This is a genomic window from Pedobacter paludisoli (genome assembly GCF_052344095.1).
In the GTDB taxonomy this organism is placed as follows: Bacteria; Bacteroidota; Bacteroidia; order Sphingobacteriales; family Sphingobacteriaceae; genus Pedobacter.
The window spans coordinates 4,510,981-4,536,844 of the sequence record NZ_CP179926.1; the positions used below are offsets into that span (position 1 = coordinate 4,510,981).

A 25,864-nucleotide genomic window follows, 5' to 3' on the forward strand; every position below is an offset into this window, starting at 1 on the left:
AAAATGAAAACAAAATATATCCTATATATAGCCGCTATGATAGCACTTAGTGGTTGTTCAAAGAATTTAGAAAAATTACCCGAGTCGGTTTTAAGTGAACAAGCTTTTTGGAAATCAAGTGACGATGCGGTATTAGGTGTGAATGGTATTTACAACTCATTGGCGCACAATAATATGTATGGCGATTTTATGCGTCATTCAGATGCCTTTACCGACAATGCATTTTCGCAATTCTCGTTCAATTATTACCTTGAAATCAGTCAGAATAAAGGTTTTAGTGTTAGCAGTGTTTTGCCGAATAGTTTTTGGACAAAATGCTACGAGGGGGTGGTTAGGGCAAATAAGGCCATTACCAATGTCCCGGCAATTCCCATGGATGAGGCGTTAAAAACACGCTTGCTTGCAGAGGCTCATTTCTTGAGAGCACTGTATTATTTTCATCTAACAAATTTATGGGGGGCAGTTCCTTTGGTGTTAGATCCGCAAACGGTTAACGAACAATATGTTAGTAGAACGCCAAAAGCACAGGTGATAACGCAAATTTTAAGTGATATTGATTATGCAGAAACGAATCTGCCACCAACTTTTACAGGGGCAAACGTGGGCAGAGCTACTAAAGGAGCAGCAATTGCTCTAAAATCGAGAGTTAAATTGTATAACAAAGATTATGCAGGCGCACGCGATGCTGCAAATCAATTAATGACAATGGGTTACGACTTGGCTCCAGCCGCAGATTATGCAGATATTTTCTTACCAACAAAAGAAAATACAAACAAAGAATCGATTTTTGAAGTGCAATATTTAGGCGGTACAGGTTCCGGAGTAGGTAGCGGATTCAATTCAAATTCAGGTGCTTTGGCTAATTTCTCGAATACATACAATCCTGAAAAAGATTTAGCAGATGCCTATACCACTGGCGATATTCGTTTGGCTGCTACTATTTTAAAGCCAGGCCAATCGTTTGGAGGGGTAAATTATACAGGAACCAATTCACCAACAGGTTTGGCTGTAAGAAAATCAATTATTGCTGATGCAACCGTGACGGGTGATGGGGGAGCAAATTTTGTTGTATTTCGGTATGCTGAAATTTTGTTAACCTATGCAGAGGCCCAAAATGAATTATTATCGGCGCCTGACCAGTCGGTATACAATGCCATAAATAAAGTACGCGCGCGTGCCGGATTGTTGCCTTTATCAGGTTTAACTAAAGAACAAATGCTTACCGCGATAAAAAAGGAAAGAAGACTGGAGTTTGCTTTTGAAGGACAGCATTTTTTCGATTTATTGAGATGGGGTGCAGTTGATTATAAAGCAGCCATGGATGCAGTAAGTAACGATGTTCCGAATGATGTTCGTACATACGAAGATAAATTGTTATTGTGGCCGGTTCCGCAAGCGCAGGTAACCATTAACGCCAATTTGCTACCCCAAAATAAAGGGTGGTAAAATAAGATCTAAATCGGGCAACTTTTGAAAAAGTTGCCCGATTTACGTTTAAAGCCTTCGTATTTTATGTGCGGAGTTTTGATTCAATTTCAGTAAAAATATCCATGAAATCACCTTTTAGTTTTTCTTTGTAGATTGCTAGTTGCTCCGTTAAAATTTCTTTTTGATCATCACGCAAACTTTCAGGCCACAAACGCATACAAATTCGGTTAAGTGCATAGCTGATATTCTCGAGTTTTTGGTAACTCAACAGGTATTTACTGCTGATAAAATTTTCTAAAAACGAGTTGAAAACATGTTCGTTTTTCATGCCACAATGAGCTAAAAAATTACTTAAGGATTCTTTTTTTACAGCGATTAAATGATCGTAAAACGTGTGCACCTGAATCAAATTCTGATCAACTAATAAATGATCGAGCAATAGTTCTAAGGAAATGTGCGCTAAAAAGGAAGGACGAATGCTGGTACCAACAATGGCAGAGCTAATTAAGGGTTTTAAATCGGCCGTTTTTTGGATAAAAAATGCAGAAGAGTGGAAATGTAAATCCACCGCTAAATGCCGTTTCCAACCTTTTAAAAGGTTTTCCTCATCGGCATTGCCCAAAAACAAAAAATCATTCTTTTGGGGATATAAATTAGCCTCTTTCGATGCGTTTTTAATTAAATCGGGCAATACCGTTCCCATTACCACAGTGGAGTCGGTGGTCAATCGATCGAAATAATAATGGGATAAAAAGTTCATGCTGCAAGGTAATATTTTATTTCAAATTCAAAATTAAGCAGATAAAAAAGGCTGCGGTTTTGTGCTAGATAGCAACCTTTCAAAATGTGTGCATCTGTAGCAAGTAATTTGCTGTAAACTAAGCTAAAATTTTATATTTGCAGGCACAATTATAAAAGTGTTTATTACAATGACGAATTTTGTTGAAGAGTTAAGATGGCGCGGCATGTTGCATGATATTATGCCCAATACGGAAGAGAAGTTAAACGAAGGCATGACGGCTGGTTATATCGGTTTTGATCCTACAGCAGATTCGTTACACGTTGGACACTTAACGCAAATCATGACCCTGATTCATTTTCAAAATGCAGGACATAAACCTTTTGCCTTGGTTGGTGGTGCCACTGGAATGGTAGGCGATCCTTCTGGTAAGTCGGCTGAACGTAATTTGCTTACACAAGATATATTGGAGTACAATGTTGCTCAATTGAAGAAACAATTGGCCAAATTCTTAACCTTTGAAGATGCTGGTAATGGCGCTGTAATGGTAAATAACGGCGATTGGTTTAAGAATTTTAGCTTTTTGGATTTTATCCGCGATGTGGGTAAACACATTACCGTAAACTACATGATGGCCAAAGATAGCGTGAAAAAACGTTTAGAAGGCGATACAGGAATGTCGTTTACTGAGTTTAGCTATCAATTGGTGCAAGGTTATGATTTTTATTACTTATGGAAAAATCACAATTGTATCGTTCAAATGGGTGGATCGGACCAATGGGGGAATATTGTAACCGGAACCGAGTTAATTAGAAGAAAAGATGCAGGAACTGCTTATGCGATTACCACGCAGTTAATTAAAAAGGCAGACGGAACCAAATTTGGAAAAACGGAAAGCGGTGCGGTTTGGTTAGATCCGGAGAAAACCTCGCCATATAAATTTTATCAGTTTTGGCTAAATGCCTCGGATGATGATGTGAAGAAATGGATCCGAATTTTTACCTTAAAAACCAAAGAGGAAATTGAAGGCCTAGAAAAAGAACACGATGCCGCACCACATTTGCGCATTCTTCAAAAAGCTTTAGCCGAAGATATTACCGTAAAAACGCATTCTGTTGAAGCCTTAGAAACCGCGATTAAAACTTCAGAATTTTTATTCGGAAATGGTTCATTAGAATTTTTAAAAAGCCTTTCGGTAGCTCAAGTTTTAGAAATGTTCGAAGGAATTCCTCAATTTACCATTTCAAAAGCTGAATTGGCTGCGGGAATTGATGCCGCAACCTTATTCGCTGAAAAATCGGCTATTTTCCCATCAAAAGGAGAAACCAAAAAATTAATACAAGGTGGTGGTGTTTCGGTAAATAAAGAAAAAGTTGCCGACGCTACACAAGTGTTTACCGCTGAAAATTTAATTAACGACACATTTATTGTGGTTCAGCGTGGTAAGAAGAATTATTTCCTGCTCATTGCTGAATAAAGAATATACGGCATTTAGCGAAACATAAAAAAAACGATGTTCGTTATTGCGAACCAACTAAAGCAACCTTTTTAAAAGAGGTTGCTTTTTTTTTAAAAGGACTTTCTAATAGGTTATTGGAAGGTTTATCGTCCAGGCAAACAATGAAATTCAATCTATCTATGGGTGGAGATTTCACAATACTCCTGACTGCTTTCTTCGGTTAAAATTTTATAAGTAAAGAATAATTCTCCTGCGGAGGATGGACATATTACCTACTAATGGGTATTGTTCCATTTATTTTTTTAGTTTAATTTCATGGTCAACAAAATTTCAGCTACAGTTTTTGGTTAATCGTCATCCGTATTCTCTCTTAATGAAACAGGTAGTTTTACTTATTTTCATTTTATGTGCTTTTATAAAAGATAGTGTGGCACAGGAAAATGCTAGAGGTGGAGTGGTCAAAAATCAGACGACTACAGTTGGCCAAACGCGGGCGGTAGTCGTGGGAATATCTTCATATCCCCGGTTATCGAAGGAAAAACAATTGGTTTATGCCGATAAGGATGCCGAACTTTTTAATGAATATCTTTTGGTTTCTAAGCTTGTTTCTGAGTCAAAATTAATTATCAATAAAGAGGCAAGTGCCAGCAATGTATTACTGCAGATTGATGCAGTTTTGAGAAAATCGGTACCCAACGATAAGGTAATCATTTATTTTGCGGGTCATGGAGACGTTGCAAAAGATCAAACAAAAAATCAAGACGATGCGTATTTGCTGTGTAATTTGGCAAGTACCAATGCTGATTATAGCATAACAGATGCCATTAGTTTATCTGTTCTTCAGCAAATAATTGCTGAGAGTGCAAAAAAAGGTATCTCGGTAACCTTAATCACGGATGCCTGTCATTCGGGGAAAGTAGCTAGTTCAGAAGCTGCAGCCAACTCCGTTGCTACCTTGCTCATTAAAGAATGGGATCGTGTCGTTAAACTGGCATCTTGCCAGTCAAATGAACTTTCATACGAGGATGTTAAATGGGGAAACGGACATGGTGTTTTTACCTATTATTTGGTGAAAGGACTGAGTTACGAGGCGGATAAAAGCCCTGCTGATAGCCTCATCAGTTTAAGAGAATTGGGGCTCTATTTAGACCAAATGGTGCCTGAAGCAACCAATTTTACGCAAAATCCAATAAAAATTGGTGGCGATGCACGAAGTGTTTTTGCAAAAGTAATACCCAATTATTTTTTCAATTCTAAAGATCAATTGCCTCAGCTAAAAACCATGCTGGCGGCACGTTCCGTAAATGAATCAACAGAATTTAAAACAGATGAATCCATAAAATTATATGCCGATTTTAAGAAACACCTTAAAAATGGAAAAATAGCAGATAGCGCATTCAGCGATTATCAAGCCATTGTTTTAATAAAAAATGACGAGCAAACGGAATTGGTAAAAAATGAATTGATCCTTTCATCGCTCTCTGAAGCTCAAAAAGTTTTGGATAAATACTTGGAAGGAGGAAACGATATGCCTTCAGACCAAGCGTTTCAAAACGCTTCAAACCTGTTTGCCTTAGCAATAAAGCTGTATGCAAAAAAAAATGCCCTGAGCAAACAATGGGAGTCTAAAAAACTTTTTTTGCAGGCCTATGTGTACATCATTCAACGCCGATATGAAAAATATAACGAGGCTAAAGCGTTACTAAACAAGGCTCAAAAAAACAATAAAAAATCTGCCTACATTAATCAGGCTTTTGGTAGGTTGTATAACGAGTTGGAAGATTATAGGAGGTCTGAAAAGTATTTGTTGAAGGCGATCGCTTTAGCCCCCCGATGGACCTATCCTAAAAGCGATTTAGGAAATACATATTTCGATATGGGTAATTGGAAAGCGGCAAGAAAACAATTTGATGATGCCTTAAAACTAGATGCCAACTTAGCACGGATTTACAACAATACGGCTAGAATTAGTATGGATCAAGGCCGATTGGCCGAAAGCGAGCGCTTGTTTTTGAAAGCCGATTCAATTGTTCCAAACACCGCTATTTACACAAGTAATTTAGGCTTAGTGTTTCTGCGGCAAGGCCGTATTAACGAAGCTGAAAAAATGCTAACTAAATCCTTGTATTTAGATAGTAATTTTTTCGATGCCTATAAACATTTGGGAGAATATTACCTAAACGAAAACAAAGATTTAGAACAGGCCGAAAAAGCCTTAGTTTTTTTTAATAAAGCAAAGGCCATTCAGCCTTACTATTATTTAAATTACAACAATTTAGGCGATTATTACTATAAATTTAGCAACGAAAATCATGCAGTTAAAAAGGCCGATAGTTTGTATCGAATGGCCATTTCGTTAAATCCCGATAATCACTACGGATATTATTCTATCGCTTTGCTAAAGTTAAAGGCTAAAGATACCATTACTGCAAACAAGCTAATTGCAAAAATGATGCAGGGAAATAAGAAAAATGCCAAAGCAAATTACTTTTTTGCCGCTTACCAAGAATCGATTAATAAAAACAAAATTGCAGCAGAATCCTATCGTCAAGCAATAAAATTAGATCCTTATTATAGACTTTCGTATTACGCGCTGGCATCCTTATTAGAAAAAGATAGACAGCTGGAAGAGGCAGCGCACGTATTGCTAAAAGTGCCATTGATCTTTCCAAATTCTCCAGAAGATGTGTATAAAATTGGTAATTTTTATTTACGAAGAGGAAAGTACGTTGAAGCCATACGGTATTTTGAGTTGGCGCTAAAATACGATCCTTCATATGCCTATGCTTGGTCGGCTTTGGCATATGCTAAATTGGATTTTACGCATGAAATTAATAGTGCGAAATACGCATTTCAGCAAGCAGAAAAGTTAAATCCTTTTCAGCACAATCCAAAGGTTTTTGCAAAACTGATCTTTAATAAATCGAGAGCATTGCCAATAGATTCGGTGGGTTATCAGCAATTAATTGCGTATTATTTAATTGCGTATTCGCTTGATAGTACAAACGCTGATTATACCATTTCGCTAGCAAGAACCTATTATTTAAACAACGAATTATCAAAAGCAACGTCGTATTTACAGTTGCTGCAAACCAATAAGTCTTTAATAATAAAGAAAAGTTTCCAAAATTTATCTTGGAAAATCTTGCTTCAAAAGAATCAGCTTGTTCAGGCAAAACAATTAATTGATGAAGAATTTGAGGATGATAAATTTCCAAGTTATTTAGGCAAGGCACTGTATTTCTATTTAAAAGGCGATTTGGTACAGGCAAAAGCAAACGTTTTGTTAGAACAAAAGGAAAGTAAAACACTTTTGCAAGCAGCCTATTTAAAAAAGAATTACAATGAATATTTACTCAATATCATCCATAAATTAGTAAAGTTATAGGTATGAAAAAACATTTTTTTAGGGCTTTAATAGCTGTTTTGGTGTTTGCGTATAAGGGGTTTTCTCAAAATGTTTATCCAAATAGTGGCGCTATGATGGTAACGTATTCTGATGTAGTTTTTGACGAGCATCCCTTAGATTTTGAGATAAAAAGAACATACAATTCTAAAGGGACATCAAAAGGTTGGTTTGGCATGGGTTGGTCTAGCAATTATGAAACGTATTTGGTGGCTATACCAGGAGGTGGAATTGCATTATACGCATGGGGCGGCGATTCTCCATATGTTTACGAACCACCAGATTGGGATACCCAGCAAATTGCAGAGAAGGTTGAGGTATTGGCTCAATATGAACTAGCTGAATTACGAATAGAAACTGTAGAAGATAAATCTGCTTTTAAAAAGGAATTACTCGAAAGCGATCAAAAGCGAATGCGGAAATGGGTTAAATATTTAAAAAAATATCCAAACCAAAATCTGAAATTAGAAACTGGTTTAAAATTAAATTCGAAATTGGGTGGAGATGCCTTTATAGAAGTGTTGGAAAATGGCTTTAAAGTATCCTATGAGCTGAACTCCATTCAATTTTTTGACGCAAAGGGACGTTTGATAAAGGAGACAGATGGCAAAGAATCCGAAATAATTTTAAGCTATCAAGGAGAGGATGTACATCCTTTTTTAATAAAAGATACCAAAGGAAATTCAACTAAGCTTAGTTTCGAAAACGATTTACTCAGTAGAATAGAGGTACAATACCAGAAAGGCAACAAAGCAAAAACTAGTTATAAGTACGATGTTAAAAGTTCGACACTCATTGAAAGTACTGATGTGGAGAACAACCAATATAAACACGAATACGATAACGATTATAACATGACGGCTATTCGTTATACCGACGGCCGATTTGCCTTAATTACCTACGACCCACAAACGTATTATGCAACATCTGTAACACGAAAAGATGGAACTAAAAAAGTATACCAATATCCCAGAAAATCAGAAGATGAATACGGAACCGTAATTTGTTCATTCGATTCATTAGGAAAGAAAATTCGCACAGAATCTAATTGGTATGTGATGAAAACTAACGAATTAGGGAGTAGTTGGCGATATAAAGAAAGCAACGTTATTAATGGCGATAGTACGGTGTATGTGAATAATGAAAAATTTGAAATGCCCGATACCGTTTATAGAAATAAGGATACATTTTATGCTTTTACCTACAACAAAGATGGTGCTGTAACACACATAGTAAAAAATGGTAAAATACTCGTTTCTATCGTACCAAAAGAAGACAAATTGAACCATATGAAAACATCAAAACATGCTTACACTGCTGTTTTTAATAAAGAAGTAATTGAGAAGTTTGTTGCCGAAGATGGAACCGAAGTTAAACTACCAATCACTGATTTTCAGAACGACCTTAAAGGATATAAAGCCGATATTAAAAGTTTATTGGAAGCATTTAGTTATACCTATTATGCCTATAGCCTGAATGGAAATCAATAAAATAAAGCAGAAAAAAACCAAAGTATAAATCCAAACAAGTATATCATGCGTAACAAAATAATTTATCTATCAATTTTAGGTCTTTTATTAGGAGCTAAACCTGTTTTATCGCAAAGTGCGCCAACCAAGCACGCTTTAATAATCGCCATTGGAAACTACCCAAAAGAGAACGGATGGCAAGTTATTTCTAGCTTGAAAGATGTAGGTTATATTAAAACCGCACTTACTAAGCAGGATTTTAAGGATATACGCATGATTACCGATGCGCAAGCAACGGCTAAAGGCATTGGCGAATCCTTGGCAGCATTAGTGAAAGACCCCACAATTAAAAAAGGCGATGTGCTATTGATTCATGTTTCTTCGCATGGCGAACAAATAGCCGACGATAATGGAGATGAATCGGATGGTTTTGATGAAACCATTGTGGCTTACGATGCAAAATTGCCTGATGGCGATACGAAAGTAAGTGAAGAGGAGTTTCAAAAATTACAAGCAGGATATTTTAGAGACGACGATTTTGGAAAATACATGAATCAGCTACGCGCAAAATTAGGTCCGAAGGGAAATATTGTGGTAACCTTGGATAATTGTCATTCCGGTTCCGGAACAAGAGGTTTAGCCAAAATAAGGGGAGGAAAACCAGCCCTACAACCACGCGGATATAAACCTGAGCAAAAGCTAACAGCCGTTAACGATGTGTTTAAAGAAGGAGGTAGTCAAGATGAGAAAGATTGGGCAACATATGTGGTTTTTTCAGCAGCACGCGCGGAAGAGGTAAATTATGAAACCGTTGACGATGAAGGAAAAGAAAGCATGGGTTCATTAACCTACGCCATCAGCAAAACCTTTGAAAATTTAGATAAAGAAACATCTTATCGATCGCTGTTTGCTAAAATAGAAGATATTATGTTTCAAAAGGTGCCTGGTCAGCATCCTGTTTTAGAAGGGAACGGTATTGATTATAAGCTTTTCGGAGGCGAGGTAGTTGAACAATCTAAATACTTTACGGTGGATAAGGGACGCGACCCAAAAGAGTTGACTTTAAATGGAGGCTTATTTATGGGGCTTGATGCCGGCGCGATTATCACTTTTTATCCGGCAGGAACGATGGATAATAAAAAAACAAAACCTTTAGATACGGGAATCGTGGTAAGCGCAAGCAATTATTCAGCAACCGTTAAACTGAAAAAAACGAGTAAGTTCAGTAATCCAAAGGCTATTTGGGCCTTTTGTGATCAACCTGTGTACCGTGAAGGCTTAATTGCCGTAGAAGTTGTTACGCAAGCAAGAGGAAAGTCGGCCACCAAAGTGTTCTCTGCCACAGAGGCCGCAGAAATTAAAAAAACGTTGGCTACTTTTCCTATGCTAAGCTTCACGGGAACACCCGAATTAATACTTGTTAAAGGAATGGAAACCGATTCAATTATTATCGCTGCAAGTGGATATTTGTTTAAAGCAATTCCATCTATGGTTTCCAATGCAACATCCTTAAAAGAGGCTATCGTACAATACCAACAATACAAATTGCTTCGGAATATTACCATTCAAAACGATGCGGCAAAAATGGATATTAAATTGGTGCCGGTAATTAATGGTAAACCCGATACGTCTAAAGTAAACAACTATATCGAGAACGGGAGGTATGTGTTTCATGAAGGAGATAAATTTGTGATTTATGCAAAAAATAAAACCAATGCCCCCTTGTATTTGAATATACTCGATTTACAGCCCGATGGAATTGTAAATGCTATTTTGCCTAACACAAGCATTCCTAAACCTATTTATCCCCGCGATTTAATGATTGTGGGGCAACAAGAGCGTTTGTTTGATAAGTTTGTGATTACGCTTTATCCACCGTATGGCTCAGAAGTATTTAAAATATTTATTTCGGACGAAGCCATTGACATGGAGAACATTGCCACAAAACGAGATGCTGCTACGGTACAAGGACGGGGAAGTTTTAATAGCTTAGAAAAATTGGTGAAAAAATCCTTTGATGGAAAACGTGGTGGAGGAACCTCAAATGTGAGCAGTGCCGATGGAAGCGTTTCGAGTTTAATCTTCGAAATTAGGCCTAATAAGTAAGCTTAAAAAATAGCATTTGCTATGAAGGGAATATGGTTTTTGCATTCTTTATGGTAATACAATTGTGTGTTGAGTTGCTGAAAATGACGCGTCTTTTTAGTAAGGCGATTTTATTACTTTTGTTCTTTTTGTATATTTGTATTGTATTTATATAGATGTTTAATTTGATTTTTTTGTATTTATTTTATTTTTAGTAAATAAAATAAACAAATTTTAATTTGTAAGATTAATTATATATAATTGTCATAATTAAATATTTATATACCTAATTTTAAGATTATGGCGACCAATGCTGGAAAACTAGCGAGACTTACCATCGATGGTAAAGAGTACAATGTATTTGAAGCAAATTTCGAATCCATTAAACCGGTAGATCAATGGAACCGTGTAACGGCCTTTGCCACCAAAGCAGATGCCCGGTTTGTGATTGAAGGAAAAGACGACACCACTTCTATTTTCGAGAAATTTGCGAACAGCCGCAAGCGTTTTGATGCAAAATTAACTTTGTACAGTACGCATGGCGAAGGTAAACTGGTTGAAACATCGTACAAAGATTGTTCAATTACGTATTACTCTTCTGTTTACAATTCGGCAAATGAAGTACCCTACAAATTGGTGGTTGTTTTATCTCCAAAATCAACCGTTGAAGGAAATGCTGAGCTAACTTTTGATCAGAACACCTAAACCGTTCTGCTTCAGTATCGAAGCAATCCTAAGGGCAGCGCATCCCGCCAGCCCACAAAGAGCCTAAGGGTCGCTGCCCTTATTCATCCCACAACCGGACATTCCCTCCCTTTTCCGGAAATAATTCATCCCATTTTTAGTATTTACCGTTTTCGTACATCCATTCGAAAGCTATTCTGCTGCTTTTGAGTTTGTGTACGCTATAAAAAAATGCTTATGGCTATTACAGGATTTGCAGGATTTGCTGGGGCAGAGATTTTAAAGAAACCCCAACGTATGGGCTGTTGGGTGTATATCGACAATATAAAAATATCACCGATTTTAAAAGTCAATATCAAACAATATATCGGCGAACACAACGAACTGGTGCTACATTTCAAACACGAAGTGATACAAGAAGTGGGTTTGTTTACCATCGATAACGCCCATCACTTGTTGGGGCGATTAACGGAGGTGTCCATTTTCGACATCAGCGATCCGTATAAAAACCCTTTGGAAAATAAATTCATCATTACCGAGGTAAAACTGGTAAACGATGGATTGGCCGAAGGGGTATTGGAATTAAAAGGTCTCTCGCCCACTATACTGCTCGATGGAGCGAAACACTTTGAGAGTTTCGCTTCGCAAAATTTGGCCACCATCATCAATACCTTATGTAAGCCGATGGAGGGCATGCGCACCTATTTCATCAATACGCTACGCAGCAATCCGGTTATCTGGTATAGCTCGCGCTACAACGAAAGTTCTTGGAATTATTTAAAACGTTTAGCCGATGCAACCGGCAATTGGATTTATTGCAACGGAAGAGGATTGGTGTTTGGCGCAGCCAAAAATGAAACGCCCGTTCCCCTGATTTACGGTAGCGATTGTACCAAAGTAAGCCTTTCGTTGTTAACCGTTCCGGTGCAATCGGCTGTTTTTGATTACAACACCAGCGAGAACCGAAAAGCGAAGCAAAGTGCCAAAGATTACAATGGAAATATTGGTTCTACAGCGCAACAAGCGTATAGCCGCTCTAAAAAGTTGTATTCTTTTGAAAGCGCGGTTCCCATGCAAACCTTTCAATCCGATCAGGAACTGTTGATGACAAAAGGCAAGGCCATGGCCACAGGCAAAGTAGCCGAGTCGTATGTAATGGAGGCCGAAACCAATAACTTTAGAATGGGCATTGGTGCTTTGGTTGATTTTGAATTTAAAAGACAAGGTGCGAGTTCCATTCATCCGCAAATGCGGATTGTATATTCGGAGCATGAGCTGCTGATTAACGGTCTGTACACCAATCGTTTCAAAGGCGTATCCTCGGGGGCAGAAAGTCCACCAAAGCTGGAATTTGAGCAGCCGGTTACCTTCCCGATGCTGGCCACAGTGGTAGATAACAAAGACCCCTTGAATCAAGGCCGGGTAAAAGTAGAATTCATTGGTTGGGCGCACGATTTAAGTTACCGCATGGAGCGACAGGAAACAGACTGGATTCGGGTGTTGAGTCCGGATGCGGGAAGCAGTAATCTGGTGGGGAAAAACCGTGGCTTTGTGTTTATACCCGAGTTAAATGACCAAGTGATGGTTGATTTTGAAAACGGCAATCCCGATCGGCCTTTTGTAACGGGCTCGGCCTTTCATGGGCAAATTGCGGCCGGAGGTGCACAGAAGAACCACCTGAAAACCATCATCACCCGAAGCGGAGTTAAAATACAAATAGACGACGAGGAGAACGAAGGAAGCCTAACCATTACCGACCCCAGTGGGAATACGTATTTTATGGATGGAGCAGGAAATATTCAGGTGACTGCGCCGAAGAATATGACGTTTAAGGCTGGGGAGAATGTACTAATTGATGCCGGTAAAAATATCATTGCTTCTGCCCGGAGGAATGTGAATATTATGGCCGAAGAAGATATTATGGAAACAGCCAATGGCGATTATAACCTGACAGCAAGTAATATTACCGAAACTGCAGAAGCAGGAAGAAGCTCCAAAGCAAAGAGTATTACAGAAAACATGGAGTCTGGCTCTTATGTCAGTACAAAAGATGCCATCAATGTGGAAAGCGCAACGGACGTCCTTATCAATAGTGGTAAACAGGTAAAAATGCAATAGTATGGCAGGTGAAGGCGGAAATATCGTACGGAATGTTTTTGGAAAGTCTTACAAAGAAGCTGAAAGCATCATGAAAGATGCTTCGAATGGTCCACTGGATTTTAAATCTCCACACGAAAATACATTTTATGGAAAAAAGGGAGGTAAGAAATTTGATGAATACCAGGCAAAAAAAGAAACACAGTCACTACTAGTAAAGGAGGTAAAATGTTACGAAGATTTTGCGTGTACTAAAGAAGTTAAAATTATAAAAAAAGAAGTTAAATATTATTTTAAAGCAACTCAGTATAGTAGAACACCTTCCAAAGCAGAGCTTAAAACCCTGAAATGGGCAATTCAATATGATGGTAATCCTTTAGTTAATGCGCCTCAAGTAACCGGAGAAGAGAAAATTTCTTTTGCTGTACCAGAAGAGCGGAAAATATCCACGCTAAGAGTTTATGCTTTCTTTAAAGGGCCACTTAAAAATGTAAGTGCACAGGCAGATCTGAAAAATGGAAGTTATATAATTGTTATAGGAACCCAAAGTCATAGTAGCAGTCAAGCTAGAAATTGGCTTCTTCAGGATGTAGGGCCAGGTAGTAAACTAATGTTTGTACATCAGGGGCTAAGAAGGATGAGATTGAATCCTCATATAAAGTTTGAGTATCTTTTATGTATAAGAGATTATTCGAGTGCACAGCGAAATGCAATAAAAGAGGCCGTAGAGAATAAGTTTAAAGGAAAATATGTTGAAGTTTCAAGTGCTCAGGACGTGATAAACTATATCAACAATGACACAAACAGGAATTTACGACCTATCAAACAACTTATATTCTACAGTCATGGTGTAGTCGGTGAAATATCATTAGGCCTAGCGCCTGCGGGGATGGACATCACTGCTTATTCCTTTGAAAAAGAAGAGGTAGCAAAATTGAAAAAAGAATCCTTTTCAGATGAAGCCAATATTTACTTGTTCTCATGCAGATCTGGTATAGGTAACTCAAACATAAGTCGAACGATTTATATTAATCCAAAGGGCAGTAAAACTGATGCTAATAATAGATATAATATTTTGTCTACCGAAAGTATAGCGCAAAAATTTGCAAATAGTACAAAAGCTACAGTGCATGCTTATTTACGGAGAACAGATTATGAAGAAACTCTTTTTACTACTGATGAATTATGTTTTTCAGATTATATGAAAATAAGACAGGGCAATAATAGTATTAAGCCTTCTAATAAATGTAGTAGATACAGTTATCTTCTTGATAAAAAATATAAATTAAATTCTGCCGAAACAAAAAGATGGGAAGATTGGAAAGCTATAGAATCCAACATGAAAAATATTGATGATGCTTGGTTTGATCCAGATGGAGCTAGAAATAATGTAAAAGCTGCCCCAAGTCCGGAAGGGGTACCAGGCGACATGAAAACATTTAAACCATTATAATTTATGAGTTTGATTAAAAATAAATGGATTGGCCTTTTTATATATTCAATTTTTTGGTTTTTATTTTTAGAATTTGTATTTGAAAATTCCTACGAAGTTATAGATCCATGTGCTTCAACACCTTCCACAGAGTTTTCTGATATGATATTCATAGCTGCGTTTATTCTTGTGCTCTTATTTTTTTATTTATACAATGGAGTGGCAAGAGAACTTTCTAAAAGCAAAAGAATTGTTTACTGTGTGGTGGTTTTATTTGGTTTACCATTATTTTTTGCTTGGCTTAACTATCAGATATTAGAAGTTGATTTTATAAAGAATTTGATAAAAGGTATTGCTCTCGGTGATAAAGTATATGAAGTAGATTGCTATAATGATATCTTAGTTACTTCTACTGCCGCATATCTCCTGAATAGCATAATGGTTTTCATTTTCTCATGTTTAATTATTCAGCGTATTAAGAAACGATAACATATTAATAAAATCTGAGAAGATTATCGGGGATATTATTTCTGAACAGTAATGAAAAAATACATAATAATAGGAATTGTTGGCATTGTAGGTTTAGGGCGTGTATATGACAAGGGGGGTATGATATACAAAAAAGTAAATCCTATGAAAAACAAATAAGTGTAACTACCTGATTACTACCAGTAATTCTTATTATCTACTTATGAAAGAAAATAGAGTAAAACCTTTTCAGAAATATACATTAGGATTCCATCAATATCAGGTAGAAAACATACTTGAGATATCGTTTGAAGGAACAGAAGAATTTCATTCATCTTTTAACGTTACGCTTCAGGAAAAGATAAATGAAGATCAAACAAAAAATTGGTTGATAAACAAAGTAGAAATTTCTTCTTTTTCATCTGAAAATAAATTTATCGAGATACTGCATGTGTTGGAGCAAAATTCTTATCCACTAGAAGTAAAGGTGGATGAAAAGGGATGTTTTTTAGGGGCTGTAAACCACCAAAAAAATATCGAAAACTGGAAACGTAAAACCGCTAACCTTCAATATGAATACCAAAATATTGCTGTTTTCAGAAACCAGTATTTATTGGCTCTTGAAGATGAAACCAATTTTTATGCAAATAAACGAAAAGAACCTTTATGGAATCTACTTTTATTTGCTCCATCCTATTTAAACACTGGAGATAAAACCCAAGAATCAATCGTATGGAACATCAAAGGAATAGGCGATGTAGTATGTACAGGCATTATCAGTGCTGAACAAAAAGCCTATGGTTTTGAAGCCCTTTTTGTGTCAACCATACAAGTTCCTGAGGAACTAGCGATTGCATTAAAGAATAAATACCCTTATCAGCTAGATCAATATCAGCTGGAATTAACGATAAAAATGGAGTACAACTCCAAAGAAAAACACTATTCATCCAAGGAAGCCAATTTCCTATTGTCAAACGAAGCAAAAACAGCATACCATGAAAGGATTACGATGACTTAACCTTAAATACATGATATGGCGAACAAAGGATACCTCATTATAGAAGGAGCAAAAGCGTACTGTAGTAGATCTGCAACAAACAATTCCAAAGAAACTGCCGTTCCGATGGAAGTGAAAAGTCAGAAGGAAAAATTGAGCAAAAACAAATATTTTGCGCAAGAAAAACCCATAGCTACACATCTCGATAATAAAGCAGAAAGCTTTGGTGGCGGAAACGGCTTTGGGAATTGCATAGGAGCTGATGGAAAAACATATCCCTGCAAAGCGAAATGTAAAATCAAGTTCAAAGATTACTATGAAAATGTAGCCTTAAATAAAAGCATGAAAATCCTGCTGGATGTGAGTACCGGCAGTTGCCCTGGATATAAAGCTCCTGGTACAATTGCTTTTGCAACAACCGGGCAGGTTAAGAATGTTTCGCAGATAGATGTCAAAAATGCCGACGAATTTTCTATCGCCAATACTTCGCCGCAGTGGCCCTCGTCATCTGCTTCTGCTGCTACAACATCCGTAAATTCCGTTTCGATGACATTACCATTCGTGGCGGAAAAACCTTCGGGTTCGTATTACTATATTCAATCATCCAAAAGTTTATACAACCCCTGGCTAAATCTTAGGGAAGTGGATAATCTTTCACTTATTGCCCAATTTAAAGGTGACGCGAGCAAAATAGTATGGGCGCTGTTTAAAGGCGATGGTGTCAAAGATAAGATCAAAACGTTCATCGATTTAGGCGGTATGTTCAATCAATCAATGTCCTCTCTATTTGAAGGTTTGGACGAAGGTAAATACCGAATAGAAGCCTATGGAGTGGAGCCCGGAGATGAAAAATGCACTGTTCACATAGAAGTAGTAAAAGATTATGTTAAAGAAATTATATCCCCCGGAGATTCTACTTTGGTCAATGTTCCTTTTCCTATAAGCATAACGCCGAAACTCAGCAGCATTACCGACCGAATGAGAATTTTAAATCATGCAGCCTTTCAGCCTGTTTTAAATGCGGTTCACTGGAGAATAAAACAAGAAAAAGCGGTGTTGTATAACAGCTTTACGGAGACAGCGGCAGCGCATCTTGTTGAGGTAAACAAACAAGGCGCAAAAGTAGTGCTAACGTTTAAGAACGCTGGGAAGTATACTGTTGAGGCTTTTACAGATCCTTCGGATTCAAAACCCGAATCAATAACGCTTAAAATAGAAAGTACATTAAGTGTGTTAGGTGTTCAAGGTGAACCAAGTTTACTTAGGTTTAGTGATGTATTAAACGTTCGCGCTTCTAAATTTAATGTAAACTATCTTCCTGCCCAAAACCCTGTATATTGGTATCTAAAAAAAGAAGGAAAAGGGCGATTAACCTTGTTTGAAGGATCAGACGTATTTAAAACGGTCGCCATCAATAAAATAGTGGCAAATATGCTCTATGATGATGCCTCTTTACCCAGCACTGCTTATTTTGGCTCTTATATTCTGGAAGGGTATGCCAAACCATTGGGCCTCCTCAAAGAACCCAAATTTACGGGTGCTGACTGTTTCCGATTTGAGGTAATACGAAATGTAATAGATCAGTTTAACCTCCCGCTAACACGGGTACCCAAAGGAACCACTCTAAAATATACGACTTTAGCAAGAATTACCCCACTGCTGGGCAATGAAGCAATAAAAATAGACGTTCCGGATAAGGTAACGCATCACCAAGATGGAACCCTTACCTTTAATGCGCTGGGTGAATATACCCTTTCAGCCTACTTAATCGGTGATCATACCGAGCCGAAGAAAATTGAAGCAAAAGTAAATGTTCTGGCGTCTGTAGTAAAACGCGCCCTTTGGGCTTATAAAACAGGAATTAAACGTGCTGAAACCGGATATGAAGAGGAAACGTATGGATTTTTAGAGATAGATGGATTGCAAAACCAAGCTTTGAAAGTAAAAATATGGGTAAAAGGAAAGGATAGTGATTTCTATAAAGAGAAAGATAAGTACCTGTTAGAGGAGAAAAATGTTACGCTAAACAGCGAAGGGAAAACTTCCTTTCGTATTACAACCAACGACGATTATAAGAAAAAAATACTGGCAGCGATCCCAAAAACTACAGACAACCCCAATCCGCAATACAGTTTGATTTTTACCATTGAACCGCAGCCAAATTCATCCCCTGATATTGTTCTTCCAGTAGATATGCCGATTGAAGGGACGCGTAGTATAAAGGTTGACGAAAAAACGACCTACCTGGAAGTGTTAGATGCCAATGAAGAACTGGTGATTACTACCGAGCAGAAAATAGTCTCCATCATGTTTTCAACGGAAGATGGCAAAGACATTCTGCGTACACCGGCTTTCTACGGAAAAACCTACAAAATTTGGGTGCATACCGTGAATATGACCGAGGAACTGTTGAAAGTTGACGTGCTGAAAGAAATCCCCAAAGAGGGTATGAATGAGACCGACCACATTATATATACGCACGAAAGCAAGCAAAGTTATAAAGAAGAAAAACCCGGAAAAGACGGTTTACTGGAGGTTTCTTTCACGGTAAACGTAGACTGGAATAAGCCAGCAAAGAATTTTGATTATTACGTAGCGCAGGTTTCTCGTCAAGTGCAGGATGCTACTGACCTCAACAAGAAAGTATGGAAAATAGAAAAAAGCCAGTTTACCCTCAACGAAACGCTCCCCACCGAACTGGTTAGAACGGAGGACATGGAAAAATTGGGCATCAAAGCACATAAAAAAGACGGTACTCCCTTTACAAAAGATGAAATGCAGGAATTACGAAAACGATTCATTTTCTACGAAAGTGGCTGCCTAAAGGTTTCGCAAAATGTAGCACCCGAAGCCATAGAAAATGATGTGATGCCTGTGATGGTGGAGATTGCGGAGGTTAGAAAGGAAAAGACTTGTTATTGTAACCGTGGTTTTACGGAAGAGGAAATGGAAGATCTTATAAAAACGATGACCGGGGGAAATAAAATATGGCAAGGAATGCAGGAATCATGTGATATTACTGATAAAACGATAAAAAGTTTAACTGCCGAGCTAAACGCCATGTTTTCACAATACGGTATGAATCGCTGCATGCAAAAAATATCTTTTTTAGCAAACGTTGCGGAAGAAACTGGTTTTTTTGCTCAAAGTAAGGAAGAAAAAAGTAAATTTCTATCCAGTCAAAGCAAATACAAAGGCAGAGGAATATTACAAATAACAGGTGATAAAAATTTGAGTACTGGATATTATGAGTACCCTGGTCTTTATAAAACATACGGAAAAAACCGTTTTGACGATGAAAATAAATTTATTGGTGAAAGCAGTGCTGATTTAATATCTACTAATCTTAAATATGCTGTAGATGTAGGGGGATGGGTATTTCAACAAAAAAGAGCGGGGACTTGGGATACACCTTGGACAGGAAAATTTGCCCAATACAACTCTTTGAGAGTTGAAAAACAAAATTACTTCAAGAAGGGATTAGGAAAAAACTTAATTGAATTAGGATTATTAATGGAAGAAGAGGAAGAAAAGTACTTTTGGTTACAAGCAAAAATGCTGAATGGATATAGCCCCAAACACAGATTAGATAAAAACCCCAATGGATGGGAAAACCGAAAGAAAGCACTCGTAAAACTAAAAACTTGGTTTAAATACGATAAGAGCGTTTGTGATGGAGATAGTGTTCTGCTAAATCTTGATGGAAGGGCACCATGGATGAAATTAGTATGGGAAGAAGAGGCCAAAAATTTAAAGGAAACAGGATTCAATGAAGAAATACAAAAATATTTTGATGGAACTCCATATGAAAAATCTATGAGAGCGAATACAACCAATGAAGAAGATGTTGCCTGGTGTGCTGCTTTTGTTAACTGGATAATGAAGCATTATGGCTATCAGGGTCTTGAAACTAAAGATGAATATGATGTTGTAAGAGCGTTAAAATGGGCAAAGTGGTCAGAAGGAAGGAATATTGGAAAACCTGTTTATGGGGCACTTGCAGTAAAAAGAAGAAAAGGAGGTGGTCATATTGGTTTTGTAGCTGGAAAAAAAGGAAACAAAGTAATTATTTTAGGAGGAAATCAATCGCATAAATTACAATGTACTTCTTATGAAATATCAGATTATTTCGCCTATCTAGTTCCTAAAAACTACGAAGTTACAGAAAGTGATTATAACTTGCCGGAATACAAAGGAAATCCGGGTGCAAAAAGTTCTGAATTTTAAACAATACAAAAATGAAATATTTAATTTTAATTAGTCTATGTCTTATCACTTGGTTATCTGTTTCATGTCAGGAAAAGAAAATCAATACTCAAAACAATATAAATGAGAGACCAATCTCACAACCACTAAATAAGGAAGTTAATGTTATGTTAAAAAAACAATTAGAATATGGAAAACCCTCTTTTGATAATCCATATGAATATTCTGAAGATGATTTGGAAATTACAACTCCAATATTAAACCAATTACTTATGGAAAATGGATATAAAGTTATCAAAAATGATGAATTTAATGATAAAATAAAATTGATTTTTAAACGGATTATTGATAGGAATTCTCAATCTAATTTTCTTTACATAAACTTTCTAGACAAATGTGATAAGCGAATAAATTATTTCCCTAATGATGCTGAAAACTTTGGCTTTTTTGTAATTAAAAAATTTAACATTATAGCTGAACTATATCCTTTGCCTGCCATTATTGATTATCAAAAGGTTTACCCCAATGAAGCTCAAAAAGAGAATGCCATTTCAAAAACATATCAAGATGCCAATGGCTATCAAGTAGATAAATACCTATGGAAGGACGTTGCTAATTTAAAAGAAATTCGCAAAAGAAAAATCCAAACTCTTGTTGCTCGCAATATGTACCTATTTAATGATAACAAAGCACAATACAAATGGCTTATTCTCCATGATGAGTATTTTATGGGAAGGCTCGTAAAAACGTTTGGCTACACCCAAGATTTAGACTTACTAAAATGGGTAATAGAAAAAACAAAATTTAACAAAAACAATCCAAAAGATTACGGCAGTTTATTTTGGACGAAACAGTGCGATGGTATTTTAAAAATCCACTCCAATACCTTTAAAATATTACAAAAATTGCAATTGCCAAATGATCCATCTGAAAACAAATTTATTTTAGAGAATATCAAAGGATATTTAGAGTATCTCGGAAGTAATGAAGCATCTAAATATGAAAACCTTACTCAGCTAGAAAAGATTAAAATAATGGCCAACCTTGCTTATTTTGCGGAACAATACAAGTATAAAAAAGAATATGAAAGCAATTTAAGAATAATGGGTAGCCTTCGTTATTTTTTTAATGATGAAAGTAGAGCAATTCTAAAAAAGAATAATTATTTCGGTCTTCCAAAATTTAAAGAATGGTGGGATAAGGCTGATTTTGATGAATATTATATGGAAGGGGAGTATAATGGCTTTTGGGGAACTGTTAATCGGCCTTTAGGTGAGAACGAATGGCGAGAACAAAACGCTAAGGAAAATTAAAAACCGCTACTAAATTTGGGAGTGATTTTCAATAAAGCAACAAGCCCAAATACTGAATGGTTATCCATCATCACATAGTGCTTTACTAGATTTAGATGGAAGGGCGCCATGGATGGAAGTTGCGCTTAATGAGACTAAAAATTATGGAGGGTATAATGAAGCGGGAAATAATGTCCTTAACAAAAAAGGATAAAAAAATAAGTGTTTTACTATTCCCAACGAAGTGAAATGAACCCCAAAAGTTAGACAAAAACTTTTGGGGTTACTTCATTTTTGAGACAGCCCCTTGTTAAGTTGTGTCTTTTTGCTTCTATTTATACAAACTCCATGTATATTGGTAGCCTGTAACTGGATATTCTGGCCCCCAATAGCTATAGCTTCCATCAGAAAATACTGCTTTTGCATAAAGTTTAGTGGTGCCTGGAATCGCCCAAGTGGTAATACTATAACCTGGTGAAACAGTCGTACGGTAATTTCCATCAACATAAATGTCAATGTAATATCCAGTAAAGTTTTTAACTACAATATCAGAGTATTTAGGGCCGTATACATCGCCTCTGGTTTTCGGTGCAGCTGCTGTTTTGGTATTGCTAGGTTTAACAAGCTTATCAATTTCTGCAGACTTTTTAGTGATCGCATTCGATTTTACTTCTTTTTTCTCTTTTGCTGTTTGTTGTGCAGCTGCGGGTAATGAAATGATTACCGCAAGTGCAATTACACTGAGTAGGGATGTAATTTTCTTTTTCATTTTTTTCATTTTTTAGTTTACGGGTGATTTACTTCTCCTGGTTTAGAATGGAGATTTATAACTAAAATAAAATATTTTTAATCACTCGGCAATACCCACTATTGAGTATTGTTAATTCTTTCGTTTTGAATTATTTTTGCCTAATTTTAATGCTTTTATTGCTATGCAGAAAGCGCTCAAATCCTTCGAACGTAACTTAAGAATGGATGAAGAAATGTTCTTTTTATTGAATTTTAAAATCGAATAAAAACAGCTAAATTGTATTAAAAGCTCAGGCCAAATAAGCCGAAACAATCATCCATATGTTTAAAAATTTCTTTAACAAGGATATTATTTTATCCACAATCGCCGTATTCCTCGTTTATGGATTTCTAGCGCTAATTCCGTTAAATCTACACATTCTTGATCCTTTCAAAATGGCCATTCGCGATTTCGATTTTAATGACTTGGCATGGTCTGAAATGGGAAAAGGAACGCAATCACAAACTGATAATCGGATTGTTGTAATCAACATTGGCAATTATGACAGAGCTGGGATTGCCAAAACTGTCGCGCATGCTTTTGACGGTCAACCTAAAGTAGTAGGCGTAGATGTTCTTTTCGAGGGAGCACGTGAACCAATGACCGATAGTATTTTGCGGCAACAGTTAGAAGCCCATCCAAATTTAATTTTAGCCAATAAGTTAAACATCGATCATGAGAAAGAGACTTTGCAGCAAAATTATTTCGCTACCGCAAAAAGCCAAACAGCCTATGTCAATTTTGTAGGAGAAGAAACGGGAGTTATTAGGCATCTAAAACCTAGCATCACTATCGAGGGCAAACAACAAATAGCGTTCGCACCAATGGTTGCTAAAATGGCAGATGGAAGCGCTTATCAAAAATTAATCGACCGAAAAAAAGAAGCAGAAGTTATTAATTATACCCGCAGTGCAGATAAATATCAAATTCTGCAGGCGGATGATTTTTTAGCCGATAGTAATCCAACATTGCTATTGAAAGATAAGATTGTTTTGCTAGGCTACGTTTCCGAAACATCAACTGATATTTTAGATAAGCATTACACACCGATGAACCATGCCGATACAGGCAAAGGAGTACCAGACATGAATGGCGTAATTATTCATGCTAATACCATCAGCATGATTTTAGATGGTAATTACATCAATAAAGCAGCAGGCTGGATAAGTTGGTTAATTGCCTTTATTCTATGCTGGTTACATATGACGTTTTTTATCCATTTTTATATTGAAAAACACATTTGGTTTCATTTAGCAGCTAAAACGGCGCAATTATTCTTAGCAATATTTTTTGTGTACATGGGCTTGTTGCTGTTTTTTAAATGGAATTATCAAATTAGCATGGCACCTACGCTCGCCGTCGTGATTCTGGCGGTCGATGTTTTATACTTTTACGAAGCATTGGTGGTATGGCTTCAAACTAAAAATTGGTACAAAACAATCTTTTATCATGAAAATCATCATTAAGCTCCTGTTCCTGTTAATCGGTTTTCAATCGATAGCCCTTGCCAATGAGGGCGATGAACCCTTGTTTTTAGTTTATGGCTTAAAAGGAAGAGCATCCATGCTGAAAAATGGGACGAAAACACTTCTTAAAATTGGTGATAAAATTTTGACTGAAAATGACATAGAAGTAGCCAAAGGAGCCACATTAAGTTTAATTTGTAAGCAATACAGTAAAATTGACTTGATAAGTGGCAAGTATACAGGAGCATCTTTATCCGCTAAATGCGAGAAAGAAAAATCTTCTTTCTCGGCCAATTATTTTCATTACATCTGGGAACAAATGAGCCATCATCACGAGTATGCCGATAAAAACCCGAAAAAGTTTATGAAAAATACGGGTGCAGTGAGTAGAGGGACTGAAGAGGTCCGTTTCGAACTAAAATTGGATAGCTTGATTGTTGACGAAAAAGTATTTCAAATTTCCTTTCAAAGTCACAGTAACCCAGTCATGCTTACCCTCAGTCATTTGAATAGTGAAAGTGTAGTTAAGCGTTTTAAGGTGTCTAAAAAAGTAGTCTTGGATAGCATTGTAAATCAAGTAGGAGCAGGGGAGTACAATTGGTTTTTTTGCAATCCAACCACGGGTAAATGTGACCCGAAAAAATACCTTCATGTGCTAACTAAGGATGCTTATTCGGCTAAGGTGAATCAAGTAATCATGCAATTGAAGTCCCAAATCACCACTGAATCCGAAGGGCAAATAGCCTTTATGAAAGCGTTTACGTTAGAAGAAAACAACCTGCTAAACGAGGCTAAAAAATATTATCAATTAGCCCAAAAATACGAACCAAACAACCCTTCATATAAAATTGCCTTAGCGCGTTATGATTAAAATTTACAAACACACATTTCTACTATCTACTATTTCAGTTCTTTTATTTTCTTGTACAGCATCAAAGTACGGCACCAACGGAAAAGCTGTACCAGAGCGTGTAACAATGGCCGCTAAAAACCAACCCGATGTGGTTGATTTTGCAGGTATTTTGAAAAAACAATTAACCCCTACTTTAGCCAGTCGTGGTCAGGCAAAAGGGCGCGGACTCGCTACCAATATTTCTACTTCTTTAATCGGATTGGGTGCTTCGGCAGTTAAACAAATGATTGCTAAGGAAAAAAAGAAATATACAGCTGAATGGAACAACGGATTGAACAATTTATATTTTTATGATCAGTTGTCTACCCAAGGGCCTTTTGATCCAGTGGGTTTGCAGTTTAACGGCTTTAAATTAGAAAGAAAAATTCTGACTAAAAAAGGCGATTCAACCTTGGCAATGTTGCTTGATGTTGAGCTGGCAACTGATACGACTAATGTATATGAAATGTTTAATAACGCCGTATTTAAACTGAAAGTAAAAGACTTACAGCTGAATTATTCAAAAGCCAAAGTTCCGGCATCGAAAAATACACTCAATGTCGACATTGAAATTACTTTTAATACCTCGTACGTAAATCAAAGTGGAAATTTATTTAAAAATGTTGAATTAGGTAAGTTTTATTTGCGATTAAGAAATGCTCCTTTAGATAAAAGCAAGCCCGATTACGATGCGTTTTATAAAAAGTTGAAAGGTAAAATGCTAGAAGGATGGAGTTTTCTGGTTCCGCGCTCATACGGATATCATTTAAACAATTCAAATCAAATGGAAGAATCTTGGAGTCAAGCGGCTTATTCCATCGGCGTTAAGGTGACCGAAAGCTCTAAAAACACTTTTGTTAATCAGTTATTAATTGATAATTCAGAATCACTCATTAACATGAGTACCGATAAATTGAAAAAAGAGGTTGGGAAGCTGACCAACTAGTCAACCCG

Annotated in this window: 17 protein-coding genes; 15 read left to right on the top strand and 2 right to left on the bottom strand. The window is 36.8% G+C overall.

Features of this window, described 5'->3' with window-relative positions:
* Positions 1 to 3 precede the first annotated feature (3 nt).
* Positions 4 to 1,446 carry a RagB/SusD family nutrient uptake outer membrane protein gene (locus ACJVDK_RS18590; protein ID WP_443938163.1) on the top strand — a complete coding sequence of 481 codons (1,443 nt, stop codon included), beginning with the start codon at positions 4 to 6 and terminating at the stop codon, positions 1,444 to 1,446.
* Positions 1,447 to 1,510: 64 nt separating this feature from the next.
* Here the strand turns inward: ACJVDK_RS18590 and ACJVDK_RS18595 are convergent, their stop codons facing one another.
* A complete protein-coding gene (locus tag ACJVDK_RS18595) occupies positions 1,511 to 2,188 on the bottom strand; it encodes an ACP phosphodiesterase (RefSeq protein WP_443938164.1) in 678 nt (225 codons plus the stop codon).
* A gap of 169 nt (positions 2,189 to 2,357) precedes the next feature.
* On the opposite strand from ACJVDK_RS18595, the gene tyrS reads away from it, so the two are divergent.
* From tyrS to ACJVDK_RS18650, 11 genes are all read left to right on the top strand, one after another.
* Positions 2,358 to 3,644 (top strand): tyrosine--tRNA ligase, encoded by a 1,287-nt coding sequence (tyrS, locus tag ACJVDK_RS18600; RefSeq protein WP_443938165.1) that lies wholly within the window; start codon positions 2,358 to 2,360, stop codon positions 3,642 to 3,644.
* Between the two features lie 355 nt (positions 3,645 to 3,999).
* Positions 4,000 to 7,014 (top strand): tetratricopeptide repeat protein, encoded by a 3,015-nt coding sequence (locus ACJVDK_RS18605; RefSeq protein ID WP_443938166.1) that lies wholly within the window; start codon positions 4,000 to 4,002, stop codon positions 7,012 to 7,014.
* A gap of 2 nt (positions 7,015 to 7,016) precedes the next feature.
* On the top strand, positions 7,017 to 8,522 hold the full coding sequence (locus ACJVDK_RS18610) for a DUF6531 domain-containing protein (RefSeq protein ID WP_443938167.1): 1,506 nt from the start codon (positions 7,017 to 7,019) through the stop codon (positions 8,520 to 8,522).
* 45 nt (positions 8,523 to 8,567) lie between these two features.
* Positions 8,568 to 10,607 carry a caspase family protein gene (locus ACJVDK_RS18615; RefSeq protein ID WP_443938168.1) on the top strand — a complete coding sequence of 680 codons (2,040 nt, stop codon included), beginning with the start codon at positions 8,568 to 8,570 and terminating at the stop codon, positions 10,605 to 10,607.
* Positions 10,608 to 10,886: 279 nt separating this feature from the next.
* Positions 10,887 to 11,291, top strand: coding sequence for a type VI secretion system tube protein TssD (gene tssD / locus ACJVDK_RS18620; protein ID WP_443937016.1), 405 nt, complete (start codon positions 10,887 to 10,889; stop codon positions 11,289 to 11,291).
* Between the two features lie 216 nt (positions 11,292 to 11,507).
* Positions 11,508 to 13,388 carry a phage baseplate assembly protein V gene (locus tag ACJVDK_RS18625; protein ID WP_443938169.1) on the top strand — a complete coding sequence of 627 codons (1,881 nt, stop codon included), beginning with the start codon at positions 11,508 to 11,510 and terminating at the stop codon, positions 13,386 to 13,388.
* A gap of 1 nt (position 13,389) precedes the next feature.
* Positions 13,390 to 14,820, top strand: a complete 1,431-nt coding sequence (locus ACJVDK_RS18630) for a hypothetical protein (protein ID WP_443938170.1) — start codon at positions 13,390 to 13,392, stop codon at positions 14,818 to 14,820.
* Between the two features lie 3 nt (positions 14,821 to 14,823).
* Positions 14,824 to 15,288, top strand: coding sequence for a hypothetical protein (locus tag ACJVDK_RS18635; protein ID WP_443938171.1), 465 nt, complete (start codon positions 14,824 to 14,826; stop codon positions 15,286 to 15,288).
* Positions 15,289 to 15,490: 202 nt separating this feature from the next.
* A complete protein-coding gene (locus ACJVDK_RS18640) occupies positions 15,491 to 16,285 on the top strand; it encodes a hypothetical protein (protein ID WP_443938172.1) in 795 nt (264 codons plus the stop codon).
* Positions 16,286 to 16,300: 15 nt separating this feature from the next.
* Positions 16,301 to 20,491 carry a TIGR02594 family protein gene (locus ACJVDK_RS18645; RefSeq protein WP_443938173.1) on the top strand — a complete coding sequence of 1,397 codons (4,191 nt, stop codon included), beginning with the start codon at positions 16,301 to 16,303 and terminating at the stop codon, positions 20,489 to 20,491.
* A gap of 11 nt (positions 20,492 to 20,502) precedes the next feature.
* A complete protein-coding gene (locus ACJVDK_RS18650; protein ID WP_443938174.1) occupies positions 20,503 to 21,783 on the top strand; it encodes a hypothetical protein in 1,281 nt (426 codons plus the stop codon).
* Positions 21,784 to 22,093: 310 nt separating this feature from the next.
* On the opposite strand, the gene ACJVDK_RS18655 is transcribed toward ACJVDK_RS18650, so the two are convergent.
* Positions 22,094 to 22,531, bottom strand: coding sequence for a hypothetical protein (locus tag ACJVDK_RS18655; protein ID WP_443938175.1), 438 nt, complete (start codon positions 22,529 to 22,531; stop codon positions 22,094 to 22,096).
* A 302-nt stretch (positions 22,532 to 22,833) separates the two neighbouring features.
* Between ACJVDK_RS18655 and ACJVDK_RS18660 the strand changes: the two genes are divergently transcribed.
* Genes ACJVDK_RS18660 through ACJVDK_RS18670 form a run of 3 tightly spaced genes read left to right on the top strand, consistent with a single transcriptional unit; the run spans position 22,834 to position 25,856 of the window.
* Positions 22,834 to 24,018 (top strand): CHASE2 domain-containing protein, encoded by a 1,185-nt coding sequence (locus tag ACJVDK_RS18660; RefSeq protein WP_443938176.1) that lies wholly within the window; start codon positions 22,834 to 22,836, stop codon positions 24,016 to 24,018.
* Positions 24,002 to 24,889 (top strand): hypothetical protein, encoded by an 888-nt coding sequence (locus ACJVDK_RS18665; protein WP_443938177.1) that lies wholly within the window; start codon positions 24,002 to 24,004, stop codon positions 24,887 to 24,889. Before ACJVDK_RS18660 ends, ACJVDK_RS18665 begins: the two co-directional genes overlap by 17 nt.
* Positions 24,882 to 25,856: a hypothetical protein gene (locus ACJVDK_RS18670; protein WP_443938178.1), complete on the top strand. Its 975-nt coding sequence runs from the start codon at positions 24,882 to 24,884 to the stop codon at positions 25,854 to 25,856. The genes ACJVDK_RS18665 and ACJVDK_RS18670 overlap by 8 nt, the downstream gene beginning before the upstream one ends.
* Positions 25,857 to 25,864: the final 8 nt, after the last annotated feature.